Below are 23,118 nucleotides of genomic sequence, written 5' to 3'. Positions count from 1 at the left end.
AATTTGCAGGTTAAAAGGAACGAAGACGTCCCTCAAAACCAAACTTTATTTCATGAAACCTTTGTAATGACGTTTCACTAGTTGTGCTTCTAGCTGTTTCATCGTTTCCAGTGCAACACCGACAACGATTAGTAAGCTTGTTCCACCGATTTGAGCAGAAGCTGGAAGACCAGCGAAGTTAATGAACAAAATCGGCATGATTGCAACTAATGCTAGGAAGATCGCACCCACGAAAGTTAAACGATACAAAACAGTTGTTAAATAGTCTTGTGTGTTTTTCCCTGGACGAATTCCCGGAATATAAGCACCTTGTTTTTTCAGATTATCTGCAACGTTTTCAGGATTCACTTGAATGAACGCATAGAAATACGTAAATGCAATGATTAACGCAACATAGATGAGCATGCCCACCGGTTTCGAATAATCAAATGTGTTCTGAATAAAATCCGTTACATTATTCTGTCCAAAGAAAGTAGAAAGTGTTTGAGGCGTAATAATAAATGCAACCGCAAAGATTACTGGGATTACTCCCGCAGCATTCACTTTTAACGGTAAGTGTGTTTGTTGTCCGCCAGTAGCACCGCGGCCAGCAACACGTTTTGCGTACTGAATTGGAATTTTACGCAACGCTTGTTGAACGTAAATAACTCCCACAGTAACGGCAATTATCGCTAAAACTAGAAGTACCATAATACCAATACGGATGAATAAATCATCACCAGCGCCATCTAATTGTTGTGCATAGATTTGGTTAGCAGCCCCTGGAATCGCAGCAACGATACCTGCAAAGATGATAATGGAAATCCCATTACCAACACCTTTAGCAGTGATCTGCTCAGATAACCAAAGAAGGAACGCAGTTCCGCCTGTTAACACAATAGCTATAACAATATACGTTGAAATGCCATCAGCTTTAATTAAAGAGCCGTCATACATACGGTTAAACCCGTAAGACATCGCCATCGCTTGGATGAACGCCAACACAATTGTGAAGTAACGTGTGAACTGAGCAAGTTTACGTCTTCCGACTTCACCTTGTTTTGCCCACTCCGTAAACTTCGGTACAACATCCATTTGCAACAATTGTACAATGATAGATGCCGTGATGTACGGCATGATTCCCATTGCTAAAATCGAAAAGTTAGCAAGAGCACCGCCACCAAATGTATTTAAGAAACCAATCAAACTAAATTGGTCTGTAGCTTGCAACACTTGTGCGTCAACGTTTGGTACCGGGATGAATGTCCCGATACGAAAAACGATCAACATTAACAAAGTAAAAATGATTTTATTTCTTATATCTCTAACGCGCATAAAGTTGGAGATTGTCTGAAACATTAAACCACCTCTGTTTGTCCGCCCGCAGCTTCAATAGCTTCTTTAGCAGAAGCAGAGAATTTGTGAGCTTTCACAGTAAGCTTTTTGTCAAGAGTTCCGTTACTCAGAATCTTGATTCCAGCTTTTTCGCTGCTCACATAACCTGTTTCAATAAGCAATGCAGGTGTTACCTCCGTGCCCTCTTCGAAACGGTTAAGTGTATCAAGATTAACAATAGCGTAAACTTTACGATTAATGTTCGTAAAGCCACGTTTTGGTAAACGTCTGAATAATGGGTTTTGACCGCCTTCAAATCCTGGACGAACACCGCCGCCAGAACGAGCGTTTTGACCTTTATGACCTTTACCTGCAGTTTTACCATTACCAGAACCAATCCCGCGACCTTTACGTTTACGGTTTGAACGAGATCCTTCTGCTGGTTTTAACTCATGCAATTTCATATGGGTGGCACCTCCTTAATCTAAAATACTAATTATAGTTCCTTTACAGAAACTAAATGAGCTACTTTCTCAACCATCCCACGGATAGCTACGTTGTCAGCATGCTCAACAGTTTGATGCATTTTACGTAAACCAAGAGCTTCTACAGTTTTGCGTTGACCAGGTTTAGTCCCGATTACACTTCTAGTGAGGGTAACTTGTAATTTTGCCATTGTCATTTCCCTCCCTTAACCTAATAACTCTTTAACTGACTTGCCGCGCAATTTAGCAACATCCTCAGCACGTTTTAGACCAGTTAAACCGTTGATTGTAGCACGTACCATGTTGATCGGTGTGTTAGAACCAAGAGATTTAGAAAGAATATCAGTAATACCAGCTAGCTCAAGTACAGCACGAACTGGACCACCAGCGATAACGCCGGTACCAGGAGCAGCAGGTTTAATTAAAATTTCACCAGCGCCAAAGTTACCGATAATTAAATGTGGAGTTGTACCACGTACCATAGGCACTTCGATCAGGTTTTTCTTCGCATCTTCAATTGCTTTGCGGATAGCATCTGGTACTTCTTGTGCTTTACCAGTACCGAATCCTACGTGGCCATTCTTGTCACCAACAACAACCAATGCAGTGAAGCGGAAACGACGTCCACCTTTTACAACTTTAGCTACGCGGTTAATTGTTACTACGCGTTCTTCAAGTTCAAGTTTGTTTGGATCAATGTGACGCATGAAATGTGTCCCTCCTTCTTATTAAAATTCTAGGCCATTTTCGCGAGCAGCTTCAGCTATAGCTTTTACGCGACCATGATATAAGTAACCGCCACGGTCGAAAACAACAACTTTAATGTTATTTTCAGAAGCGCGTTTAGCGATTGTTTCGCCAATTACTGTAGCAGACTCTAAGTTACCAGTACCATCGAAATCTTTTTCCATAGTAGAAGCACTTACAAGTGTTACACCAGCAGTATCGTCGATTAATTGCGCATATAAATGTTTATTAGAACGGAATACATTTAAACGAGGACGTTCAGCTGTACCCGTGATTTTAGAACGTACACGTGCATGACGTTTTTTACGAACTTGATTTTTATCTTGTTTCGTAATCACAGAGGTCACTCCTTTCTAATGCTTAGGCAGCATTATTTACCTGTTTTACCTTCTTTACGACGAACTACTTCGCCTTCATAACGAATACCTTTGCCTTTATACGGCTCTGGTGGACGAATTTGACGAACATTTGATGCTAATGCACCTACGCGTTCTTTGTCAATTCCTTTGATGATGATTTTAGTATTTGTAGGAACTTCTACTACTAAACCATTCTCAGGAGTGAATTCTACTGGATGTGAGAAACCTACGTTCAATACAAGTTTTTCTCCTTGTAAAGAAGCACGGTAACCAACTCCAACTAATTCAAGACTACGTTCGAACCCTTTAGAAACACCTTCAACCATGTTTGCAAGCAAAGCACGAGTTGTACCGTGAATCGTACGGTGATCTTTTGAATCAGAAGGACGTGTTAATGTAACAACGTTTTCTTCTTTTTCGATTTTAATATCTGCATTAAAAGTACGAGTAAGCTCGCCTTTTGGACCTTTTACAGTAACATCGTTGTTCTTACCAATAGTTACAGTAACGTCAGCAGGAACCTCAATTGGTTTTTTACCTACACGAGACATTTATTGCACCTCCATTCGATTGTTGCTTTTTACCAAACGTAAGCTACGATTTCGCCGCCAACTTGTTTAGCGCGTGCTTCTTTATCTGTTAATAGACCGTTAGAAGTTGAAACTAAAGCAATTCCAAGGCCATTTAATACTCTTGGTACTTCATTTGTCTTCGCATACACACGAAGACCAGGTTTAGAAATACGTTTCAAACCAGTAATAACGCGTTCGTTGTTTTGACCGTATTTCAAGAAGATACGAATGATACCTTGTTTGCTATCTTCAACGTATTCTACGTCACGAACAAAACCTTCACGTTTAAGGATCTCAGCGATCTCTTTTTTCATGTTTGATGCAGGTAACTCTAACTTTTCGTGGCGAACCATGTTCGCGTTACGAATACGTGTAAGCATATCTGCAATCGGATCTGTCATTGTCATTACATTAACCTCCTTCCCAGTTTAGGGGATTACCAGCTGGCTTTTTTCACGCCAGGAATTTGTCCTTTGTAAGCAAGCTCACGGAAACAAATACGGCAAAGTTTAAATTTACGTAAGACCGAATGCGGACGACCGCAACGTTCACAACGTGTGTAAGCTTGTACATTATGCTTTGGCGTGCGCTTTTGTTTAGCGATCATTGATTTTTTAGCCACGTTTACGCCTCCCTTATGTTTACTTTTGGAACGGCATTCCGAATTGTGATAATAACTCACGAGCTTCTTCGTCAGAGTTCGCAGTTGTTACAATTACGATATCCATACCGCGTACTTTTGACACTTTATCGTAGTCGATTTCAGGGAAGATCAATTGTTCTTTCACACCTAATGTGTAGTTACCGCGACCGTCGAATGCTTTTTTAGAAACACCGCGGAAATCACGTACACGTGGAAGAGAGATTGCAATTAATTTGTCCAAGAAGTCGTACATACGCTCACCGCGTAATGTTACTTTACAGCCGATTGGCATACCTTCACGAAGACGGAAGCCTGCTATAGATTTCTTAGCTTTAGTTACAACAGGTTTTTGACCTGTAATGATTGTTAATTCTTCAACAGCTGCATCTAGTGCTTTAGTGTTTTGAACAGCATCACCAACACCCATGTTGATTACGATTTTGTTCACTTGTGGCACTTGCATAACTGATTTGTATTCAAACTTGCTCATTAGAGCAGGAGAAACTTCCTTAAGAAATTTTTCTTTTAGGCGGTTCATGTGTGTACCTCCCTTCTTCTTTTACTTATTTATCTATTGTTTCGCCTGATTTTTTTGCAACACGAACTTTTTTGCCATCTTCCACTTTGTAACTTACGCGAGTCGGCTCGCCTGATTTAGGGTCGATTAACATAACGTTCGATACGTGAATTGATGCCTCTTGGCTTACAATTCCACCTTGTGGATTTGCCTGGTTTGGTTTCATATGCTTTTTCACCAGATTCAAACCTTCAACTACTACGCGGTCTGTTTTTGGGAATGAAGCAATGATTGTACCAGTTTTGCCTTTTGCTTTACCTGAGATCACCATAACTTTGTCGCCTTTTTTAACATGCATTCTGTCGCACCTCCTTGTTTAGCACTTTCACCTTAATTAAAGAACTTCCGGAGCTAAAGATACGATTTTCATGAAGCTATTGTCACGTAATTCACGTGCAACAGGTCCGAAAATACGAGTTCCGCGCGGGCCTTTATCGTCCTTGATAATAACGCATGCGTTTTCATCAAATTTGATATAAGTTCCGTCTTTACGGCGTACACCGCTTTTAGTGCGAACGATAACGGCTTTAACGACGTCACCTTTCTTGACAACGCCACCTGGTGTTGCTTTCTTAACTGTACACACGACTACATCGCCGATGTTAGCAGTTTTACGACCAGAACCACCAAGCACTTTAATTGTTAAAACTTCACGTGCACCTGAGTTGTCAGCAACTTTCATACGACTCTCTTGTTGGATCACTTAGGTAACCTCCTCTCGGAATATGGTCTGTTCCGAACTATATTATTTAAATTACTACCGCTTTTTCTACAACTTCCATAAGACGGAAGCGTTTTGTAGCAGACAACGGACGAGTTTCCATGATACGAACTACGTCGCCTAATTTAGCTTCGTTTAGCTCATCATGCGCCTTGAACTTTTTAGAGTATTTAACACGCTTACCGTAAAGTTTATGCTTTTTATATGTTTCAATCATAACAGTTACAGTTTTGTCCATTTTATCTGAAACAACACGGCCCGTGTATACTTTGCGTTGGTTACGCTCAGTCATGCTCGAAAACCTCCTTTATCAGTTATTTGCACTGATTTCTCTTTCACGAATCACAGTTTTCATACGCGCAATAGCTTTACGTACTTGGCTAATGCGTGCTGTGTTTTCTAATTGACCAGTCGCTAATTGGAAGCGAAGGTTAAAAAGCTCTTCTTTCAGTGATTTCACTTTTTGTTCGATTTCTGCAGTGGTAAGGTCACGGAGTTCATTAGCTTTCATTAGATTCACCACCAATTTCTTCACGTTTAATGATTTTACATTTCACAGGAAGCTTATGTGCTGCAAGTCGAAGTGCTTCACGTGCTACCTCTTCAGTGACACCCGCAATTTCGAACATTACTTTTCCTGGTTTAACTACTGCTACCCATCCCTCAGGAGAACCTTTACCAGAACCCATTCGAACTTCTAGAGGCTTTTTAGTATAAGGTTTATGTGGGAAAATTTTAATCCAAACTTTACCGCCACGTTTCATGTAACGTGTCATCGCAATACGAGATGCTTCGATCTGACGGTTAGTAATCCAGCTAGCTTCAACAGCTTGTAAGCCGAATTCACCAAAAGTTACTTCTTTACCGCCTTTTGCTTCTCCGCGCATTTTTCCACGGTGTTCGCGACGATATTTAACGCGTTTAGGCATTAACATATTATTTGCCTCCTTCCACAGATTTCTTCTTAACTGGAAGGACTTCACCACGATAGATCCAAACTTTAACACCAAGCTTACCATAAGTTGTGTCAGCTTCAGCATGTGCATAATCAATGTCAGCACGTAAAGTATGAAGTGGTACAGTTCCTTCACTGTAGTGCTCAGCACGCGCAATATCAGCGCCGCCTAGACGTCCAGATACTTGAGTTTTAATACCTTTAGCGCCAGAACGCATTGTACGTTGTAGTGATTGTTTTTGTGCACGACGGAAAGATACACGATTTTCTAATTGACGAGCAATGTTCTCAGCAACTAATTTCGCATCTAGATCCGGACGTTTAATTTCCACAATGTTAATGTGGACACGCTTGCCAGTAGTTGCATTGAGGTTTTTACGTAGTGCTTCCACTTCCGTACCACCTTTACCAATAACCATACCTGGTTTAGCAGTGTGAATAGTAACGTTAACACGGTTTGCAGCGCGCTCGATTTCAACTTTAGAAACAGATGCTTCTTTCAAACGTGTTTCGATATATCCACGAATTTTTAAATCTTCATGAAGGAATGTCGCATAGTCTTTTTCTGCATACCATTTTGACTCCCAATCACGAATAATGCCTATACGCAATCCTATTGGATGTACTTTTTGACCCACGAATTATCCCTCCTTCTTCTCAGTTACCACGATTGTAATGTGGCTTGTGCGCTTGTTAATTGCACTTGCACGCCCCATAGCACGTGGACGGAAACGTTTTAATGTTGGACCTTCATCAACAAAAACTTCAGAAATAACTAGTTTATTCATATCTAAATCTAAGTTGTGCTCAGCATTTGCAACCGCAGATTTCAATAGTTTTTCAACTACTGGTGATGCGGCCTTTGGTGTAAGGCGCAAAATCGCAACTGCTTCACCGATTTGCTTGCCTCGGATTAAATCAACGACTAATCGTACTTTACGAGGGGCAATACGCACTGTTCTAAGAATAGCTTTAGCTTGCATTAGGATATCCTCCTCTCAATTAGCGTTTTGTTTTTTTATCGTCATTGCCGTGGCCTCTATAAGCACGTGTAGGTGCGAATTCGCCCAATTTATGTCCTACCATATCTTCAGTCACATATACAGGAACGTGTTTACGTCCATCATATACTGCGATCGTTAATCCGATAAAAGTCGGGAATATTGTTGAACGGCGAGACCAGGTTTTGATCACTTGTTTTTTCTCAGAATCCTTTTGTGCGTCAACCTTCTTCATTAGATGGTCATCAACAAAAGGTCCTTTTTTCAAGCTACGGCCCATTTTGGAACCTCCCTCAGTGATATCGCTACGGCTCTTCGTGCGAACCGCAGATGAATCACTTTATTTTTTAGCGCTACTACGACGAACGATAAATTTGTCTGACTTGTTTTTCTTTTTACGAGTTTTGTAACCAAGAGTTGGTTTACCCCACGGAGTCATTGGAGACTTACGTCCGATTGGAGATTTACCTTCACCACCACCGTGTGGATGGTCGTTCGGGTTCATTACAGATCCACGTACAGTTGGGCGTTTACCTAACCAACGATTACGACCTGCTTTACCAATGTTGATTAATTCGTGTTGTTCATTACCAACTTGACCAATTGTAGCACGGCAAGTTCCTAAGATCATACGAACCTCACCAGATTGAAGACGAATAATTACATACTTGTCTTCTTTACCTAGTATTTGAGCAGAAGTACCAGCAGAACGGACTAATTGTCCACCTTTACCTGGCTTCATTTCAATGTTATGGATTGTAGAACCCATAGGAATGTTTTGTAATGGTAAAGCGTTACCCGGTTTGATATCAGCTTCAGGACCTGACATAATCATTACGCCAACTTCTAATCCTTTTGCTGCTAGGATGTAACGTTTTTCACCATCAACATAATTGATTAATGCGATGTTTGCAGAGCGGTTTGGATCGTACTCAATAGTAGCAACGCGTCCTGGAATGCCATCTTTATTTCGTTTGAAATCGATAACACGATATTGACGCTTATGGCCGCCACCTTGATGACGAACAGTTAACTTACCTTGGTTATTACGGCCGCCTTTACGTTTGACAGGTTGAAGCAATGATTTCTCAGGCTTGTTAGTCGTGATTTCAGCGAAATCCGAAGATGTCATGTTACGTCGACCGTTGGAGGTAGGTTTGTACTTTTTAATCGCCATGTTTATTCCCTCCTTCTTATTAGTTCAATTTGAATCCTGTATGGATTAAACCTCGAATAATTCGATGTCTTTACTTTCAGCAGTTAATTTAACAATAGCTTTACGGCGCTTGTTAGTATATCCACCAAATTTACCAACGCGTTTGAATTTCCCTTTGTAGTTCATGATGTTAACTTTCTCAACATCTACTCCAAAGATTTCTTCGATTGCGTGTTTAACTTGAGTTTTGTTGGCGCGAGTGTCCACTAAGAAAGTGTACTTTTTCTCTTCCATTACTTCAGAAGAACGCTCGGTAATGACCGGACGTTTAATAATATCACGTGCTTCCATTATCCTAGCACCTCCTCGATTTTCTCTACTGCAGCTTTTGTCACAACAATTTTGTCATGTCCAAGTAAGTCAAGAACATTAATGCCTGTTGCTGATACTACTGATACTCCTGGGATGTTACGAGCAGATTTTGCTACGTTTTCATCAAGTTCAGCAATAACGAACAAAGCTTTTTTCTCGATTGAAAGGTCTTTCAACACTTTCAAGAAATCTTTTGTTTTTGGTGTATCGAAGATTAAGCTTTCAAGAACGATGAAGTTCTGTTCTAACACTTTCGCAGAAAGAGCTGAACGAAGAGCTAAGCGACGAACCTTTTTCGGTAGTTTGTAGCTATAGCTACGTGGAACTGGACCGAAAACAACACCACCACCACGCCATTGTGGAGAGCGAATCGAACCTTGACGAGCACGACCTGTTCCTTTTTGTTTCCATGGCTTACGACCACCACCAGCAACTTCAGAACGGTTTTTAACTTTATGATTACCTTGACGTAGTGAAGCTCGTTGAGAGATTACTGCATCAAATAATACATTATTGTTTGGAGCGATTCCGAAAACCGCATCGTTTAATTCGATTTCACCAACAGATGAACCTGTTTGGTTAAGTAAAGATACCTTTGGCATTCCTGTTTCCTCCTTTCTCTATTTATTAGTTAGCTTTGATAGCAGTTTTTACTACTACTAATGCTTTACGAGAACCAGGAACATTACCTTTAACAAGTAGCAAGTTACGATCAGCATCAACTTTTACGATTTCTAAGTTTTGGATCGTCACCATAGTGCCACCCATTTGACCAGGTAATTTCTTTTGTTTGAATACGCGGTTCGGAGCAACAGGCCCCATTGAACCAGGACGACGGTGGTAACGAGATCCGTGGGCCATAGGTCCACGAGATTGGTTGTGGCGTTTAATAACACCTTGGAAACCTTTACCTTTTGTTACGCCTGAAACATCCACTATATCGCCTTCTGTGAAACTTTCAACCTTGACTTCTTGACCAACTTCGTACTCAGCTATGTTCAAGCCGCGGAATTCACGGATGAAGCGCTTAGGAGTAGTGCTTGCTTTTGCTACATGTCCTTTTGCTGGTTTGTTAGAAAGCTTTTCACGCTTATCTTCAAAACCTAACTGGATTGATTCGTAGCCGTCTGTTTCAACTGATTTCTTTTGAAGCACTATGTTTGGAGAAGCTTCAATTACAGTTACAGGGATTAAGTCACCGTTCTCAGCAAATACTTGCGTCATACCGATTTTTCTACCTAAGATTCCTTTGGTCATTTGTCACACCTCCTACATTAATTGTTTGTTCATTTCTATTTGTCGTTTACCATTAAAGTTTGATTTCAATGTCAACGCCAGATGGTAAGTCAAGCTTCATTAACGCATCAACAGTTTGTGGTGTTGGGTTAACGATATCGATCAGACGTTTATGCGTACGCATTTCGAATTGTTCACGAGAATCTTTGTACTTGTGAACTGCACGAAGAATTGTGTACACAGACTTCTCAGTTGGAAGTGGAATCGGACCTGATACACTTGCACCTGAACGTTTCGCAGTTTCCACAATTTTTTCAGCAGATTGATCAAGAATTCGATGATCATACGCTTTCAAACGGATACGAATTTTTTGTTTTGCCATAATTTTCCCTCCTTTTCGCCTATTTACTAGACATTCTCAACGAAAATTTTCCAACATCCCGCCATGGCAAAGCGGCCGGGTGTGTCGGTAACCTCTCGCATCATCGCAGTCAGATAAAGACCAACTTCAATATTATACATAAATAAAAAGAATAACGCAAGTGGTTGCACGAAATTCTTTTTAATGCTTTCTTATTGTATGATGAATCCTATTTTCTTTCAAGTGATTGGGTAATAGTCCGAACATTAAGTTCTTACTTTATAACACCATGATAGCAATCCAACCGAATACTAGTAACGGAATATTGAAATGTAAGAACGTCGGAACGCACGTATCCCAGATATGATTGTGTTGTCCGTCGACGTTTAATCCTGATGTTGGACCTAACGTACTGTCTGAAGCTGGCGAGCCTGCATCACCCAGTGCACCTGCAGTTCCTATTAAAGCAATAATTGCTAGTGTACTAAATTCAAACTCAACAGCTAACGGGACGAATATCGCAGCGATAATTGGAATCGTTGCAAATGATGATCCAATTCCCATTGTAATGAACAAACCAATCACAAGCATAAGCATTGCAGCTAACGCTTTATTTCCTTCTAATAGAGACGAAGCACTTCCAACAAGCGATTCAATATCTCCTGTCGCTTGAATCACGGAAGCAAAACCATTTGCTGTAATCATGACAAAACCGATGAACGCCATCAAACGCATTCCTTCTGTTAATAGGAGATCTGCTTCTTTCCATTTAAGAGCTCCTGTAACATATAACGTTAAGATTCCAGCGAGTGCACCCATAATCATCGACTCAGTTTGAATTTGAGCAACCAGTGCGGCAATAAGTGAGAGAACCGTAAAGAAAATGATTTTTTTATTGACGTTGGTTACGGTTGTTTCTTCTATTATAATATCTCGCGTATACTCTCTTGGTTTTCTATACGAGATGAAGACAGCAATTAAAAGACCCATAACAAGACCAGCAGTTGGAATCAACATCGCATAAGGAATGTCTGCCATATCAATCGCAAGGCCAGCCGCTTCCATTTGTGTAGCAATAATTTCTTGAAAGATAAAACCAAAGCCATAAGGTAATAAAATATATGGAGCCGTCAAACCAAATGTTAATACAGTTGCAATGAGACGACGATCCAGCTTAAGTAAATTCATCACATGAAGGATTGGTGGTACGAGTAATGGAATAAAGGCAATGTGAATCGGAATTAGATTTTGAGAAAATACAGCCATTAGTAATAATGATAAGATGATGAGCGTTTTTGCCAATCCTGTTTTTTCTGTGTCTCCATCCTTTTTAATCAGTTTAAGTATGCTTGACACTAGAAGTTCTGGGATACCGGTTTTTGAAATCGCCACTGCGAATCCTCCGAGTAAAGCATAACTCAGGGCGATTGAAGCACCGCCTCCTAAGCCATCTGTAAAAGCTGTGATGGTATCAGACATTGACAACCCGCCAGCTAACCCACCCGTGATCGCTCCAATCAGTAGAGCAAATACCACGTTAACACGTAGTAAGCTAAGTACCAACATTACTACAACCGCAATTATTACCGCGTTCATATATATCTATCTCCTTTAGTTTGCTAATACGTTAAAGTACACAACCTAAATTAACAAATCACTAAATCGATGTCAATAGGTTTGACTAAAGCACGAAAAGTCTGAAAAATATAAAGTGTACCTACTGCTGAACGTATAGTACTTCTTCTTATAGTTGATTTCCTATGCGTGAATCTATACTACTTCTATTTACATTAATTCTTCCCTACACAAGAGAAAGCCTAGAAATAAAAGGATACACGAACAGGTTTGCAGTACGCTTAGGATGCTTAACCCACTGCACAATAATCTAGAGAATAAAAAGGATGGGCTTGTGACTACGTCACTCGCCCCTTTATTTCGGGAGATTATCCTGCGGCGGGTGTACATCCTTCGCTCCCTTACAACCTGGAAACAAACCGTAATTTGGTCTCGTTTAACTAAAGAATAGAGGATTTCTTTACATAGATGTTCGACCGAAGATACTACTTCTGTCTCATCCTGCTCCTTATATCTTCAAGATATAAGTGGCAGACGTTGAGTGAAATTTAATTTAAGTATGTATCACTATAACTACAAACTGAATCCTTGATAGTGCGCAAATTATATAAAAAAACAAAAGAGAACATTTGCGCCTAGCGTGCCGCATGAGCGTGAAGAATGAGACCCACAAGTATGTGGTTTTCATACTTGTTGGCTCATACGGAACAAGCGGCCAGCGCAAATGTACGATTAACCACAGCGTCGTTTTACAGAACCTAAAAAATACCCTTCGCTTTGCCGGCGAAGGGTATTAATTATTAAAATGAACTTGCCACAACTATACCCGTTGCAGTTTTACGGCACTCATCCAATTTGCTGATGTCATAATTGCCTCCACTAACAATAATTCCTGTACTAGTGGATGTGCTTGGGAGGTGATGATGAAGAGCAACTGCCACCGCAGCAGCTCCTGCACCTTCAACTAGCATTTTTTCGCGTTCTAACATAAAGAGTATAGATGAGGCGATTTCCTCTTCAGTCACCGTAATCACGTCATCCACATAAGATTGTATGATCTTTGTCGTTAGCTTACCTGGCACTCTTACATTGATGCCTTCTGCCATGGTTGATAAGAACATATTCGATACATAGTTGGTGTCACGGAAAATCGATGCAATCGGAGAAGTCACTTGAGCCTGAACGCCAATGACCCGCACAGAAGGCCGGATTAATTTTACCGCAAGTGCCGTCCCCGCAAGCAAGCCTCCCCCTCCTGTCGGAACAATGATGGTATCGAGGTCTGGACATTGCTGCAACATTTCCATTGCTACCGTCGCTTGGCCTTCAATAATTGCCAAGTCATCAAAAGGATGGACGAAAGTTGCTCCAGTTACTAGTTGTTGTTTTTTTGAAGCTGCATAGGCTTCATCAAAATTATTGCCAACAAGACGAACGTCTGCCCCATACTGGCGTGTTGCCATCACTTTTGCTTGTGGAGTTGTTTCAGGCATAAAGATAGTTACTGGTATGCCTTTTTCTCTACACGCGAGTGCCACGCCTTGCGCGTGATTTCCCGCTGAAGCAGCAATGATTCCTTTTGCGCATTCTTCTTCTGATAATTGACTAATTTTATTGAACGCTCCACGGACTTTGAAAGAACCTGTTTTCTGTAGATTTTCAAGTTTCAAATATACTTTACTGCCCGTGATGTTGTTCAATGTGCTTGATTGTTTACATGGCGTACGGTGGACAATCGTTGTTAGTTTTTCAAAAGCGTTGTATATTCCTTCGGTTCCATAGTAATCCCCAATACATCCATCTCCTTTTAACGTTATTTACATTTGCTGTGTTTTTTGCTCGTAGTCCGTGATATACGCATCATACTTGAACGTTAATGCGATTTCATCCCAACCATTTAGCAGCATATCTTTCCAGTAAGGATCGATTGTAAATTCATAGCGTGCACCATCTTGTCCTGCAACGGTCTGCTCTTCCAAGTTTACGACCAACTTATAGTCCTGAACTTTTCCTTTGCTAATAAGTTCATCCACTTGGAATCCCTGCAGTCGAATCGGCAGAATCCCATTCTTCACACAATTATTATAAAAAATATCTGCAAAGCTTGGTGCAATGACTACATTAAATCCGTAATCTTGAATCGCCCAAGGTGCATGTTCGCGTGAGGAGCCGCAACCGAAATTTTCCTGAGCCACTAAAATCTCTGACCCTTTATACTTCGAATCATTAAGAACAAAGTCTTCTACACGTTTTCCGTCCGAATGGAAGCGCCAATGATGGAATAAATACTGACCAAAACCAGTGCGTTCGATACGCTTCAAAAATTCCTTTGAAATGATTTGATCTGTGTCTACATTTTTTCGATCAAGTGGTGTCATGATGCTTACAATTTTATTAATTGGCTTCATTTGTATGCCCCCTCATTCGTCTAATTCATGATGATGGCACTACTTCACGTATATACGACCGAATGTCTGTGAAATGTCCTTCTATAGCCGCAGCTGCCGCCATGACAGGACTGACCAGATGTGTCATTGAACCCGCTCCTTGGCGTCCTTCAAAGTTTCTGTTGGAAGTGGAAGCGCAGCGTTCACCCGCAGGAACCGCATCATCATTCATGGCAAGGCACATACTGCAACCCGTTTCACGCCATTCAAATCCAGCCGCAAGAAATATTTTATCCAAGCCTTCCTCTTCCGCTGCTCGTTTTACAGATGCGGAACCTGGAACGACGATAGCTGTTACAGTAGAATGTACTTGTTTACCTTCCACGACCTTACTTGCTGCCTGCAAGTCTCCTAACCGAGCATTGGTACATGAGCCAATAAAGACATGTTGAATAGCTATTGAAGACATCGGCGTACCTTCTTCAAGATTCATATAGGCAAGCGCTTGATGCAATGCTTCACGATCTGCAAGGCTTTCAAAATCAGCTGCAAACGGCACATGTCCGCTAATACCAGTACCCATTGAAGGATTAGTACCCCATGTGACAAATGGGGATATTTCATCACAATGAATGCTCAACGATACATCGTATGTCGCGTCCGAATCGCTTGCAAGTGATAACCAATACGTTGCTTCTTTATCAAAATCAGCACCTTGTGGAACATGTCTTCGTCCTCTTAAGTACTCCACTGTTTTTTCATCCGGACTAATTAGCCCCGCGCGAGCCCCGGCTTCAATAGACATATTACAAATCGTCATGCGTTGTTCCATCGTTAAGTTGCGGATGGCTTCACCCGTGTACTCCACAATGTGACCTGTTCCCATATCAATACCGAACTTAGCAATAATCGCCAGAATGACATCCTTTGCCGTTACACCGAAACCAAGTTGCCCATCAATGCGTATCTCCATCGTCTTGGGTTTAGATTGCCAAAGGGTTTGAGTGGATAGTACATGCTCCACTTCACTCGTCCCGATACCGAATGCTAATGCGCCAAATGCCCCGTGAGTGGACGTATGGCTGTCCCCACAGACAATGGTTTTACCTGGTTGGGTCAATCCAAGCTCAGGTCCAATCACGTGAACGATTCCTTGATCTGGATGATTGATTCCAGCAAGTGGTACACCGAACTCTTCGCAATTGTCCTGAAGGGTAGTAATCTGTTTAAGGGCAATCGGATCTTTAATGGTTTCACGGTTTCTCGTTGGCACGTTGTGGTCCATTGTCGCAAAGCACAAATCTGGTCGGCGAACCTTTCGATTATTGAGACGTAAGCCCTCAAACGCTTGAGGAGAAGTAACTTCGTGCAATAAATGAAGATCAATATATAGGAGATCCGGCTTTCCCTGTTCTTCGTAAACTATATGTTGTTCCCATATCTTTTCAATAATCGTTTTTTGCATGAGTTCTCCTCCATTCACCTAAACATAGGAATACATAATGTGTTCAGATACAAATTCTCTCTCAAGTTCTTCAATGACTTTCGTGACGAAAGTTTCAGTAGGGACAACTCGTTTGCCACCTGCAGACAAGTCACCTGTGCAATATCCATCGTTTAACACGCTTAACACAGCTTCTTCAATTGCCATTGCTTCCGAGTGTAGACCAAAAGAATGTTTTAACATCATCGCTGCAGACAAAATCGCTCCACAAGGATTCGCTTTGTTATGTCCAGCGATATCTGGTGCAGAACCATGTACTGGCTCATACATTCCAAAGCCGTCCGAGCGAATGCTGGCAGAAGGCAACATGCCGAGTGATCCTGTAATCACGGACGCTTCATCGCTCAAAATATCTCCAAACATATTTTCAGTAACGATTACGTCAAATGTACGTGGATTGGTAATCAGCTTCATAGCTGCAGAATCAACAAGCATATGCTCCACTTCGATATCAGGATAGGCTTGCTTGCGTTCTTCCACAACTTCACGCCATAACTTGCTCGTTTCAAGCACATTGGCTTTGTCGATAGACGTTACTTTCCCTCTTCGTGTACGAGCGATTTCAAACGCTTGATTAACTACACGCTCAATTTCTTCTCTTGTATAGACCAGCGTATCAACTGCCGACTTATCAGAGCGCCTTTTTGGTTCACCGAAATACAATCCACTCGTTAATTCCCGTACAATCACCATATCTACATCTCTGGCTACATCTTCTTTTAAAGGCGATGAGCTTAAAAGTGAAGGAATTGCTTTTACTGGACGAATATTTGCGAACAAATCAAAGTGCTTACGGATGTTCAACAATCCTTTTTCAGGGCGTAAATGAGAAGGTTGTTGATCCCATTTAGACCCTCCGACCGCACCTAAGAGGATCGCGTCACTCGCGTCACAAACCTCAAGTGTTTCTTGAGGAAGCGGATTACCATAGTTATCTACCGCTTCACCCCCGATTGCCGCGTGCTTTAAATGGAAAGTATGACCATATCGCATGGCAATCGTTTGTAGCACCTTAACCGCCGCTCTAGTAACTTCTGGTCCGATCCCGTCTCCAGGTAATACCGCTATCGTTTTTTCCATTTTAAATTCCTCCTGTTCCTATTTTTTACCCAGCCACTACTTCTACTTTTTGCCCTACTTTTACTAGTTGGCGATTGACTGCGTTTAAGTAGGCTTTTGCCGAAGCTTCTAGTACATCTTGTGCGACATCACGCCCGGTAACCGACTCTCCGTTATAGCTTAAGTTGATAACCGCTTCACCTAATGCATCTCGCCCTTTACCAACGGAAGATACTCGATAATCCAAAATATGAACTTTACCTTTGACGATTCGTTCCAATGTGTTGAATATCGCTTCAACTGAGCCTGCTCCAATGGCGGCTTCAGTAATTAATTCACCAGTAGGTTGATACGCAGATACTGTCGCTGTAGGAATATTCTGCGTACTGTACTGCACTTGCACACTAGCCAATTCATAGACAGGTGTATGGTTGTCGTTAATTTGCTGATCTGTCAGTAAGATAAATAGATCGTCTTGCACGATTTCTTTTTTGCTATCTGCCAGCTTTTTAAATTCGGCAAATGCTTTATTCAATTTCTCATCACTCAACTCAAAGCCCATTTTAATGGCCCGGTCTTTGAAAGCATGTCTACCAGAATGTTTACCCAGCACTAACTCAGTACTCGCATCTCCTATCAATGCCGGAGTGATAATTTCATAAGTCAATGGATTCTTCAGCATGCCATCTTGATGAATACCAGATTCATGAGCGAATGCATTTTTCCCGACTATCGCTTTGTTTGACTGAATAAAACTACCAGTCAATTGGCTAACTAACTGACTCGTACGCTTGATCTCTTGAAGATTTACAGAAGTATTAATGCCGTATAGTTGTTTGCGGATATGCAAAGCGACGACAATTTCTTCTAACGCAACGTTTCCTGCACGTTCTCCGATGCCGTTTATGGTACCTTCAATTTGATCTGCACCATTTTCTATGGCTGCCAATGTATTAGCAGTCGCCATCCCCAGGTCATCGTGACAATGAGCAGACAATTTCACTTTCTCAATACCCTGTACATTCTCTTTCATATATCTGAACATCGCACCATACTCACTTGGTGTCGCGTAGCCCACCGTATCTGGTAAATTAATTGTTGTTGCACCCGCTTGAATCACTTTCTGAATAATATAAGCCAAAAATTCTGGATCCGAACGGGAAGCATCTTCCGCTGACCACTGAACAAGAGGAAAGAACTGACGAGCATATTTGACTGAATCGACCGCAATTTCTACCACTTGTTCCGGTGTTTTCAACAGTTTGTGTTCCATATGAATAGGTGAAGTAGCCAAGAAAATATGGATATGAGGCTGCTCCGCTCCTTTTAACGCTTCCCATGCTCGATCAATATCACTTTTCACTGATCGAGCAAGTCCTGTCACGATTGAATTTTTTACAGTGCCAGCAATTCGCTGCACCGCTTCGAAATCACCGGTTGAAGCAGCTGGAAACCCAGCCTCAATAATCGTTGCACCAAAACGTTCAAGCTGACGAGCGATTTCAATTTTCTCTGCAGTATTTAAGTTAATCCCTGCCGACTGTTCTCCATCCCTAAGCGTCGTATCAAAAATATCAAGTTCTCGCACTTGCGACCACCTCTTTTACTTTAGGTTTCCCTTCGTTGATAAATGGCATCATCGAGCGAAGTTCACGTCCCACTACTTCGATTTGGTGAGCTTCTTCCGCTTTTTCAATCGCGCTAAATTCGGGACGATTCAATTGATTTTCAAGCAACCATCCTTTTGCAAATTTCCCTGTTTGAATGTCGCTGAGAATATCCTTCATGCGTGCTTTAGTACCTTCATCAACAACTCGTGGTCCTGAAACAAAGTCCCCCCACTGTGCAGTATCTGAAATGGATGAACGCATGCCTGACATTCCACCTTCATACATCAAATCTACAATTAATTTTAATTCGTGCATGCATTCAAAGTAAGCAAGTTCCGGCTGATATCCTGCTTCCACAAGCGTTTCAAAACCTGCCTTCACAAGAGAAGTTAACCCACCGCACAGTACTGCTTGTTCTCCGAATAAATCGGTTTCCGTTTCTTCTTTAAACGTCGTTTCCAAAACTCCAGCACGAGTACTGCCAATTCCTTTTGCATAAGCAAGTGCTACATCTTGTGCTTGGCCAGAAACGTCTTGGTGAATCGCGATTAGAGCAGGAACTCCGGCTCCAGCTTCAAATGTCCGACGAACAAGATGTCCGGGTCCTTTTGGTGCTACTAAAAATACATCGACATTTTCAGGAGCCACAATCTGGTTGAAATGAACGTTAAAACCGTGAGCAAAAACTAGCGATTTCCCAGCAGTAAGCCCTGGTTTGATATCTTCGTTATAAACTTGTGTCTGACGTTCATCTGGAACGAGCATCATGATGACATCTGCCACCTTCGCTGCTTCTGCTGCTGATGTAACGTGCAAACCGTCTACTGTGGCTTGATCAAAAGATTTTCCAGGTCGTACGCCTACTACCACATTAAATCCTGAATCATTTAGATTTTGTGCATGTGCATGACCTTGAGATCCATAACCGATGATTGCGATTGTTTGACCCTTCAATACCTGTTCGTTTACGTCTTGGTTATAATACATTTTTGCCATTTTAATTCCTCCTCGGGTTTTTTGGGTTTTATTAAATTGATAATTTTTCTGTCTGTGATTTTTGCGTCTCCCGGACAAATGCTGACACGCCTGATCTAGTTATTTCCTTAATGCCATATGGTTTCATTAAATCAATGAACGCTTCAATCTTTTCTGGATGGCCAATCACTTGAAATGTCGTAATATTTTTGCTCATATCCACGACTGTCGCTCGAAATGGTTCAACAATGCTATAAATTTCATTTCTGACGGATGGTGGAGTGACTACTTTGATCAGTGCCAATTCCCTTATGACAATCGCTTTATCTGTTATGTCATTAACTTTGATGACATCAATTTGTTTCTGCAGTTGCTTCAGTAGCTGCTCTAGCTTCCCTTCATCTTCAACATTGACCACAAACGTCATTTTGGACATTCCTGGCTGTTCAGTGTGACCTACTGAAATACTTTCAATATTGAACTGCCTTTTCATTAAAAGTCCTGTAACGCGGTTCATTACGCCACTTTGATTGATTACCGTAGCTGTTATAATCCGTTTCACTCGCCATTCACTCCAATCATTTCATTCAACCCTCTCCCTGGTGCGACCATCGGATAGACGTTTTCCATTTGCGTCACTCGACAATCAATTAGCACAGGTTCATTTGAATTAATGGCTTCTGCAAACACTCTTTCTGCTTCTTCCATCGTTTCAACTTTGTATCCTTGAATATCATAAGCCTGTGCCAGTTTCACAAAGTCTGGTTGAACATGTAGTAGAGATTGTGAATATCGTTCTTCGTAGAAGGTCTCCTGCCACTGTCTCACCATACCGAGACACCGATTGTTTAAAATGATAATTTTCACTGGCAGACGTAATTCCTGCAACAACGATAATTCCTGCAAGGTCATTTGAAATCCTGCGTCCCCTACGATGGAGATTACTTTAGAATTTGGCTTCGCAAGTTGTGCCCCAATTGCAGCTGGGAAGCCAAAGCCCATTGTTCCGAGCCCCCCTGACGTTACCCAATTGTGCGGATGATTAAATGAATAGTATTGAGCTGCCCACATTTGATGCTGGCCAACGTCTGTCGTGACGATGGCATCTCCATTCGTTAATCGGTGGATCAATTCAATTGCTTGCTGAGGAAGAATTCCTCGTTGCTTATCAGCTTTATAGTAAAGTGGATATTTCTCTGTGTTATCTGATAAAGTTTCCAGCCATTGTCCTGTATCTGGCCCTTCAAAAGTTTGATTTAATAACGCCTGCAATGCTTCTTTAGCATCCGCCACAATCGGGATGGCAGTTGGGACGTTCTTGCCGATTTCAGCAGGATCGATGTCAATATGAATGACTAATGCGTTTGGTGCAAAATGAGCAAGATTGCCAGTCAAGCGATCATCGAAACGAGCTCCTATATTTATTAACACATCGCATTCGCAGATTGCTGTATTAGCTGTATAGGTTCCGTGCATTCCGGCCATTCCGAGAAACAGTTTGTGGTTTCCCTCGATACTTCCTAGCCCAAGTAATGTGTTGGTCACCGGAATCTGATAGCGTTCCACAAATTCTTTCAATTCGTCCGTGGCTTTGGCAATTAGGATACCTGCACCTGCTAGGATGAGTGGTTTTTTGGATTTAGTTAATACTTGTAATGCTTTTTGGATTTGAAGGTAGTTTGGAGTCCGAGTTGGTTGGTAACCGGGCAAATACACTTTCTCATCCTCGACTGCGTTTGTTAGGAACACCTCAGCTGAAATATCTTTCGGTATATCTACCACGACAGGTCCTGGTCGTCCTGTGGAAGCAATGTAGAATGCCTCCTTGATGATTCGCGGCAAGTCTTGTATATCCTTTACTTGATAATTATGTTTTGTAATGGGCTGCGTAATTCCTACAATGTCAGCTTCCTGGAAAGCATCCGTTCCAATCACTGAGGTTGCAACCTGTCCTGTAATAACCACTAACGGCAGTGAATCAAGCATGGCATCAGCAATTCCTGTCACCAGGTTTGTTGCACCTGGTCCCGATGTCGCGATTACAACTCCTGTTTTTCCTGAGACTCGCGCATAACCTTCAGCAGCGTGTATCGCACCTTGCTCATGTCTCGCAAGCACATGACGGATCGGATTTTTATGAATAGCATCATAAATCGGTAGCACTGCTCCTCCTGGGTAGCCAAAAATCAAATCGACACCTTGCTGTTTTAATGACTGAATCAAGACATCCGCGCCTCTGAATTCCAGTTTCTGTTGGGTTGCATCTGTTACCTTCATGCTTACATTCAATCCGTCCGCCTCCTTTTAATAGTTCTAGTGAATAAAAAAATAAAAAAGCTTTTTCATCCCTACACAAAGAAACATGTTCTTTGTATAGGGATGAAAAAGCTTCATGGTACCACCCTATTTCACTGCGTATTCGCAGCCTCATGGACAAGCAGTGCTTATCCGTTGATAACGATAACCTATTGGTGCAGATTACCGGGAGAGCCTAAACGGTATATACCTTTCAGCACTCCACTCAGAGGGGATGTCGCAAATGGGTGTATTACCGGCTTCCACCTATACCGGCTCTCTGGGAATACACATTCCACTTGCTTTAACCTCGTCATTGATTTTCATAATATGGTTTTGTAGTAAATCAATTTCAGAAATACTTTTCAAAAATTTATCTGGATGCGTTATTCTATTGCCGAGATTCTAAATATATGACAGTGTATGATAATCTTTATTCTCTTCTCTCAGTTCCATGAAAATGTACAACTAATCGTTCTTGGTCGTTAATTAGTTCTAATCTCAAAGCAATAAATTTCTCAAATTCTCAACTTGGTAAAAGTAAATTGTTGCTATCGTAACGCCTATTAAATTCCCTGTCAATCGGCACTTTCTCACTTGTCAGTCTATTTTGACTATTACTAAATTTTGTATGCGTTTCCATTGTTATTAGATTAACGTTTGCAAGAAACCAAACAATTTCAAAATATATTTTCACGAATTATAAAAACAAACGGAAATCAAGGAGGTCATTCTTCTGTATTTTTTTAAGAATCGACCTCTACCTTTGAAATAAAAACAGTAAAACATAAGAAATATTCCCTTTGCTGTATTAGGTGCGTTGATATTTCCTGCTATTCTTTTTGTTCAAGAAGGCAATTTATTATTTGGTTTGATTGGTGCCATCGCCGCTTTTGTGTTCGCGTTTGCTGGAGCTAATGTAATACTCGTGGTTATGAGTTCAATTGCAGTATTAGCTTTTTATAGGTTGATATTGTTCCTTATACACCACAGCTACTCATGAACAAATTTTAATCCATATGAACCTAAAATTTACACAATAAAAAATTATCTGGATAGTTTTCCTATCATGCGAGTGGCTCATTCGCCACTCGTTTTTTTGTTGTAGCTCCATTCTTCTCATCAAAAAAAGTGAATGGCCATTTAGCCACCCACTGTTAAGAGAACTTTGGAAAATTGATGAAAGCCCCCATAGCGCGGACCTTTCCCGAAAG

31 protein-coding genes and 1 pseudogene are annotated in these 23,118 nt (G+C 41.3%); 1 reads left to right on the top strand and 31 read right to left on the bottom strand.

Translation table 11 applies throughout. The annotated features are described in order from the left end of the window. Nucleotides 1–45: 45 nt before the first annotated feature. From secY to ilvB, 31 genes are all read right to left on the bottom strand, one after another. On the bottom strand, nucleotides 46–1,338 hold the full coding sequence (gene secY, locus ACFPYN_RS06370; protein WP_377733160.1) for a preprotein translocase subunit SecY: 1,293 nt from the start codon (nucleotides 1,336–1,338) through the stop codon (nucleotides 46–48). Then, nucleotides 1,338–1,778, bottom strand: coding sequence for a 50S ribosomal protein L15 (gene rplO, locus ACFPYN_RS06365; RefSeq protein WP_024536518.1), 441 nt, complete (start codon nucleotides 1,776–1,778; stop codon nucleotides 1,338–1,340). Before rplO ends, secY begins: the two co-directional genes overlap by 1 nt. Nucleotides 1,779–1,810: 32 nt before the next feature. After that, a complete protein-coding gene (rpmD, locus tag ACFPYN_RS06360) occupies nucleotides 1,811–1,990 on the bottom strand; it encodes a 50S ribosomal protein L30 (protein WP_108586014.1) in 180 nt (59 codons plus the stop codon). A 15-nt stretch (nucleotides 1,991–2,005) separates the two neighbouring features. After that, entirely contained in the window at nucleotides 2,006–2,506 is a 501-nt protein-coding gene (rpsE, locus tag ACFPYN_RS06355) for a 30S ribosomal protein S5 (protein ID WP_024536516.1), read from the bottom strand. Nucleotides 2,507–2,527: 21 nt separating this feature from the next. After that, a complete protein-coding gene (rplR, locus tag ACFPYN_RS06350; RefSeq protein WP_377733159.1) occupies nucleotides 2,528–2,884 on the bottom strand; it encodes a 50S ribosomal protein L18 in 357 nt (118 codons plus the stop codon). Between the two features lie 32 nt (nucleotides 2,885–2,916). Beyond that, complete coding sequence (rplF, locus tag ACFPYN_RS06345; protein WP_377733158.1) at nucleotides 2,917–3,456, bottom strand: 50S ribosomal protein L6; 540 nt, start codon at nucleotides 3,454–3,456, stop codon at nucleotides 2,917–2,919. Nucleotides 3,457–3,485: 29 nt separating this feature from the next. Beyond that, complete coding sequence (gene rpsH, locus ACFPYN_RS06340) at nucleotides 3,486–3,884, bottom strand: 30S ribosomal protein S8 (RefSeq protein WP_377733157.1); 399 nt, start codon at nucleotides 3,882–3,884, stop codon at nucleotides 3,486–3,488. A gap of 29 nt (nucleotides 3,885–3,913) precedes the next feature. After that, nucleotides 3,914–4,099 (bottom strand): type Z 30S ribosomal protein S14, encoded by a 186-nt coding sequence (locus ACFPYN_RS06335; RefSeq protein ID WP_016429895.1) that lies wholly within the window; start codon nucleotides 4,097–4,099, stop codon nucleotides 3,914–3,916. Between the two features lie 19 nt (nucleotides 4,100–4,118). Further along, nucleotides 4,119–4,658, bottom strand: coding sequence for a 50S ribosomal protein L5 (rplE, locus tag ACFPYN_RS06330; RefSeq protein ID WP_108586011.1), 540 nt, complete (start codon nucleotides 4,656–4,658; stop codon nucleotides 4,119–4,121). A gap of 25 nt (nucleotides 4,659–4,683) precedes the next feature. After that, entirely contained in the window at nucleotides 4,684–4,995 is a 312-nt protein-coding gene (rplX, locus tag ACFPYN_RS06325; RefSeq protein WP_377733156.1) for a 50S ribosomal protein L24, read from the bottom strand. 36 nt (nucleotides 4,996–5,031) lie between these two features. Then, on the bottom strand, nucleotides 5,032–5,400 hold the full coding sequence (gene rplN, locus ACFPYN_RS06320; protein ID WP_024536511.1) for a 50S ribosomal protein L14: 369 nt from the start codon (nucleotides 5,398–5,400) through the stop codon (nucleotides 5,032–5,034). A gap of 46 nt (nucleotides 5,401–5,446) precedes the next feature. Beyond that, entirely contained in the window at nucleotides 5,447–5,710 is a 264-nt protein-coding gene (gene rpsQ / locus ACFPYN_RS06315) for a 30S ribosomal protein S17 (RefSeq protein ID WP_377733155.1), read from the bottom strand. 18 nt (nucleotides 5,711–5,728) lie between these two features. Then, nucleotides 5,729–5,929, bottom strand: coding sequence for a 50S ribosomal protein L29 (gene rpmC / locus ACFPYN_RS06310; protein WP_016429890.1), 201 nt, complete (start codon nucleotides 5,927–5,929; stop codon nucleotides 5,729–5,731). Continuing rightward, nucleotides 5,919–6,353, bottom strand: a complete 435-nt coding sequence (rplP, locus tag ACFPYN_RS06305; protein WP_377733154.1) for a 50S ribosomal protein L16 — start codon at nucleotides 6,351–6,353, stop codon at nucleotides 5,919–5,921. The genes rpmC and rplP overlap by 11 nt, the downstream gene beginning before the upstream one ends. 1 nt (nucleotide 6,354) lies before the next feature. Then, nucleotides 6,355–7,011 carry a 30S ribosomal protein S3 gene (rpsC, locus tag ACFPYN_RS06300; protein ID WP_024536508.1) on the bottom strand — a complete coding sequence of 219 codons (657 nt, stop codon included), beginning with the start codon at nucleotides 7,009–7,011 and terminating at the stop codon, nucleotides 6,355–6,357. Between the two features lie 3 nt (nucleotides 7,012–7,014). Continuing rightward, complete coding sequence (gene rplV / locus ACFPYN_RS06295; protein WP_377733153.1) at nucleotides 7,015–7,356, bottom strand: 50S ribosomal protein L22; 342 nt, start codon at nucleotides 7,354–7,356, stop codon at nucleotides 7,015–7,017. 19 nt (nucleotides 7,357–7,375) lie between these two features. Then, nucleotides 7,376–7,654 (bottom strand): 30S ribosomal protein S19, encoded by a 279-nt coding sequence (gene rpsS, locus ACFPYN_RS06290; protein ID WP_017381516.1) that lies wholly within the window; start codon nucleotides 7,652–7,654, stop codon nucleotides 7,376–7,378. Nucleotides 7,655–7,714: 60 nt separating this feature from the next. Next, a complete protein-coding gene (rplB, locus tag ACFPYN_RS06285; protein WP_377733152.1) occupies nucleotides 7,715–8,551 on the bottom strand; it encodes a 50S ribosomal protein L2 in 837 nt (278 codons plus the stop codon). A 45-nt stretch (nucleotides 8,552–8,596) separates the two neighbouring features. After that, nucleotides 8,597–8,881: a 50S ribosomal protein L23 gene (gene rplW / locus ACFPYN_RS06280; protein WP_017381518.1), complete on the bottom strand. Its 285-nt coding sequence runs from the start codon at nucleotides 8,879–8,881 to the stop codon at nucleotides 8,597–8,599. Then, nucleotides 8,881–9,504 carry a 50S ribosomal protein L4 gene (rplD, locus tag ACFPYN_RS06275; protein WP_377733151.1) on the bottom strand — a complete coding sequence of 208 codons (624 nt, stop codon included), beginning with the start codon at nucleotides 9,502–9,504 and terminating at the stop codon, nucleotides 8,881–8,883. Before rplD ends, rplW begins: the two co-directional genes overlap by 1 nt. Nucleotides 9,505–9,529: 25 nt before the next feature. Continuing rightward, complete coding sequence (gene rplC / locus ACFPYN_RS06270) at nucleotides 9,530–10,159, bottom strand: 50S ribosomal protein L3 (protein WP_024536504.1); 630 nt, start codon at nucleotides 10,157–10,159, stop codon at nucleotides 9,530–9,532. 52 nt (nucleotides 10,160–10,211) lie between these two features. Continuing rightward, nucleotides 10,212–10,520, bottom strand: a complete 309-nt coding sequence (gene rpsJ / locus ACFPYN_RS06265; RefSeq protein WP_004233624.1) for a 30S ribosomal protein S10 — start codon at nucleotides 10,518–10,520, stop codon at nucleotides 10,212–10,214. Between the two features lie 258 nt (nucleotides 10,521–10,778). Beyond that, a complete protein-coding gene (locus ACFPYN_RS06260; RefSeq protein WP_377733150.1) occupies nucleotides 10,779–12,095 on the bottom strand; it encodes a Na+/H+ antiporter family protein in 1,317 nt (438 codons plus the stop codon). Between the two features lie 779 nt (nucleotides 12,096–12,874). Next, the gene (locus ACFPYN_RS06255) at nucleotides 12,875–13,810 is read right to left on the bottom strand and encodes a threonine ammonia-lyase (protein ID WP_377733185.1); all 936 of its coding nucleotides are present in this window, start codon (nucleotides 13,808–13,810) and stop codon (nucleotides 12,875–12,877) included. An 81-nt stretch (nucleotides 13,811–13,891) separates the two neighbouring features. Then, the gene (gene leuD, locus ACFPYN_RS06250) at nucleotides 13,892–14,482 is read right to left on the bottom strand and encodes a 3-isopropylmalate dehydratase small subunit (RefSeq protein ID WP_377733149.1); all 591 of its coding nucleotides are present in this window, start codon (nucleotides 14,480–14,482) and stop codon (nucleotides 13,892–13,894) included. A gap of 25 nt (nucleotides 14,483–14,507) precedes the next feature. Next, nucleotides 14,508–15,926 carry a 3-isopropylmalate dehydratase large subunit gene (leuC, locus tag ACFPYN_RS06245; protein ID WP_377733148.1) on the bottom strand — a complete coding sequence of 473 codons (1,419 nt, stop codon included), beginning with the start codon at nucleotides 15,924–15,926 and terminating at the stop codon, nucleotides 14,508–14,510. A gap of 18 nt (nucleotides 15,927–15,944) precedes the next feature. Beyond that, the gene (leuB, locus tag ACFPYN_RS06240) at nucleotides 15,945–17,045 is read right to left on the bottom strand and encodes a 3-isopropylmalate dehydrogenase (protein ID WP_377733147.1); all 1,101 of its coding nucleotides are present in this window, start codon (nucleotides 17,043–17,045) and stop codon (nucleotides 15,945–15,947) included. A 25-nt stretch (nucleotides 17,046–17,070) separates the two neighbouring features. Then, entirely contained in the window at nucleotides 17,071–18,612 is a 1,542-nt protein-coding gene (locus tag ACFPYN_RS06235) for a 2-isopropylmalate synthase (protein ID WP_377733146.1), read from the bottom strand. After that, on the bottom strand, nucleotides 18,599–19,630 hold the full coding sequence (ilvC, locus tag ACFPYN_RS06230) for a ketol-acid reductoisomerase (protein ID WP_377733145.1): 1,032 nt from the start codon (nucleotides 19,628–19,630) through the stop codon (nucleotides 18,599–18,601). The genes ACFPYN_RS06235 and ilvC overlap by 14 nt, the downstream gene beginning before the upstream one ends. Before the next feature lie 31 nt (nucleotides 19,631–19,661). Beyond that, nucleotides 19,662–20,171, bottom strand: coding sequence for an acetolactate synthase small subunit (gene ilvN / locus ACFPYN_RS06225; RefSeq protein WP_377733144.1), 510 nt, complete (start codon nucleotides 20,169–20,171; stop codon nucleotides 19,662–19,664). Continuing rightward, complete coding sequence (gene ilvB / locus ACFPYN_RS06220) at nucleotides 20,168–21,886, bottom strand: biosynthetic-type acetolactate synthase large subunit (RefSeq protein WP_377733184.1); 1,719 nt, start codon at nucleotides 21,884–21,886, stop codon at nucleotides 20,168–20,170. The genes ilvN and ilvB overlap by 4 nt, the downstream gene beginning before the upstream one ends. A gap of 805 nt (nucleotides 21,887–22,691) precedes the next feature. On the opposite strand from ilvB, the pseudogene ACFPYN_RS06215 reads away from it, so the two are divergent. Further along, nucleotides 22,692–22,907 (top strand): annotated as a pseudogene (locus ACFPYN_RS06215) (AzlD domain-containing protein); the annotation flags it as partial. Between the last annotated feature and the right edge of the window lie 211 nt (nucleotides 22,908–23,118).

It is taken from the genome of Paenisporosarcina macmurdoensis (assembly GCF_042658845.1).
Classification (GTDB): Bacteria; Bacillota; Bacilli; order Bacillales_A; family Planococcaceae; genus Paenisporosarcina; species Paenisporosarcina macmurdoensis.
The sequence above is the reverse complement of the archived record's forward strand: the minus strand, read 5'-3'. Positions and strand labels throughout refer to the sequence as shown.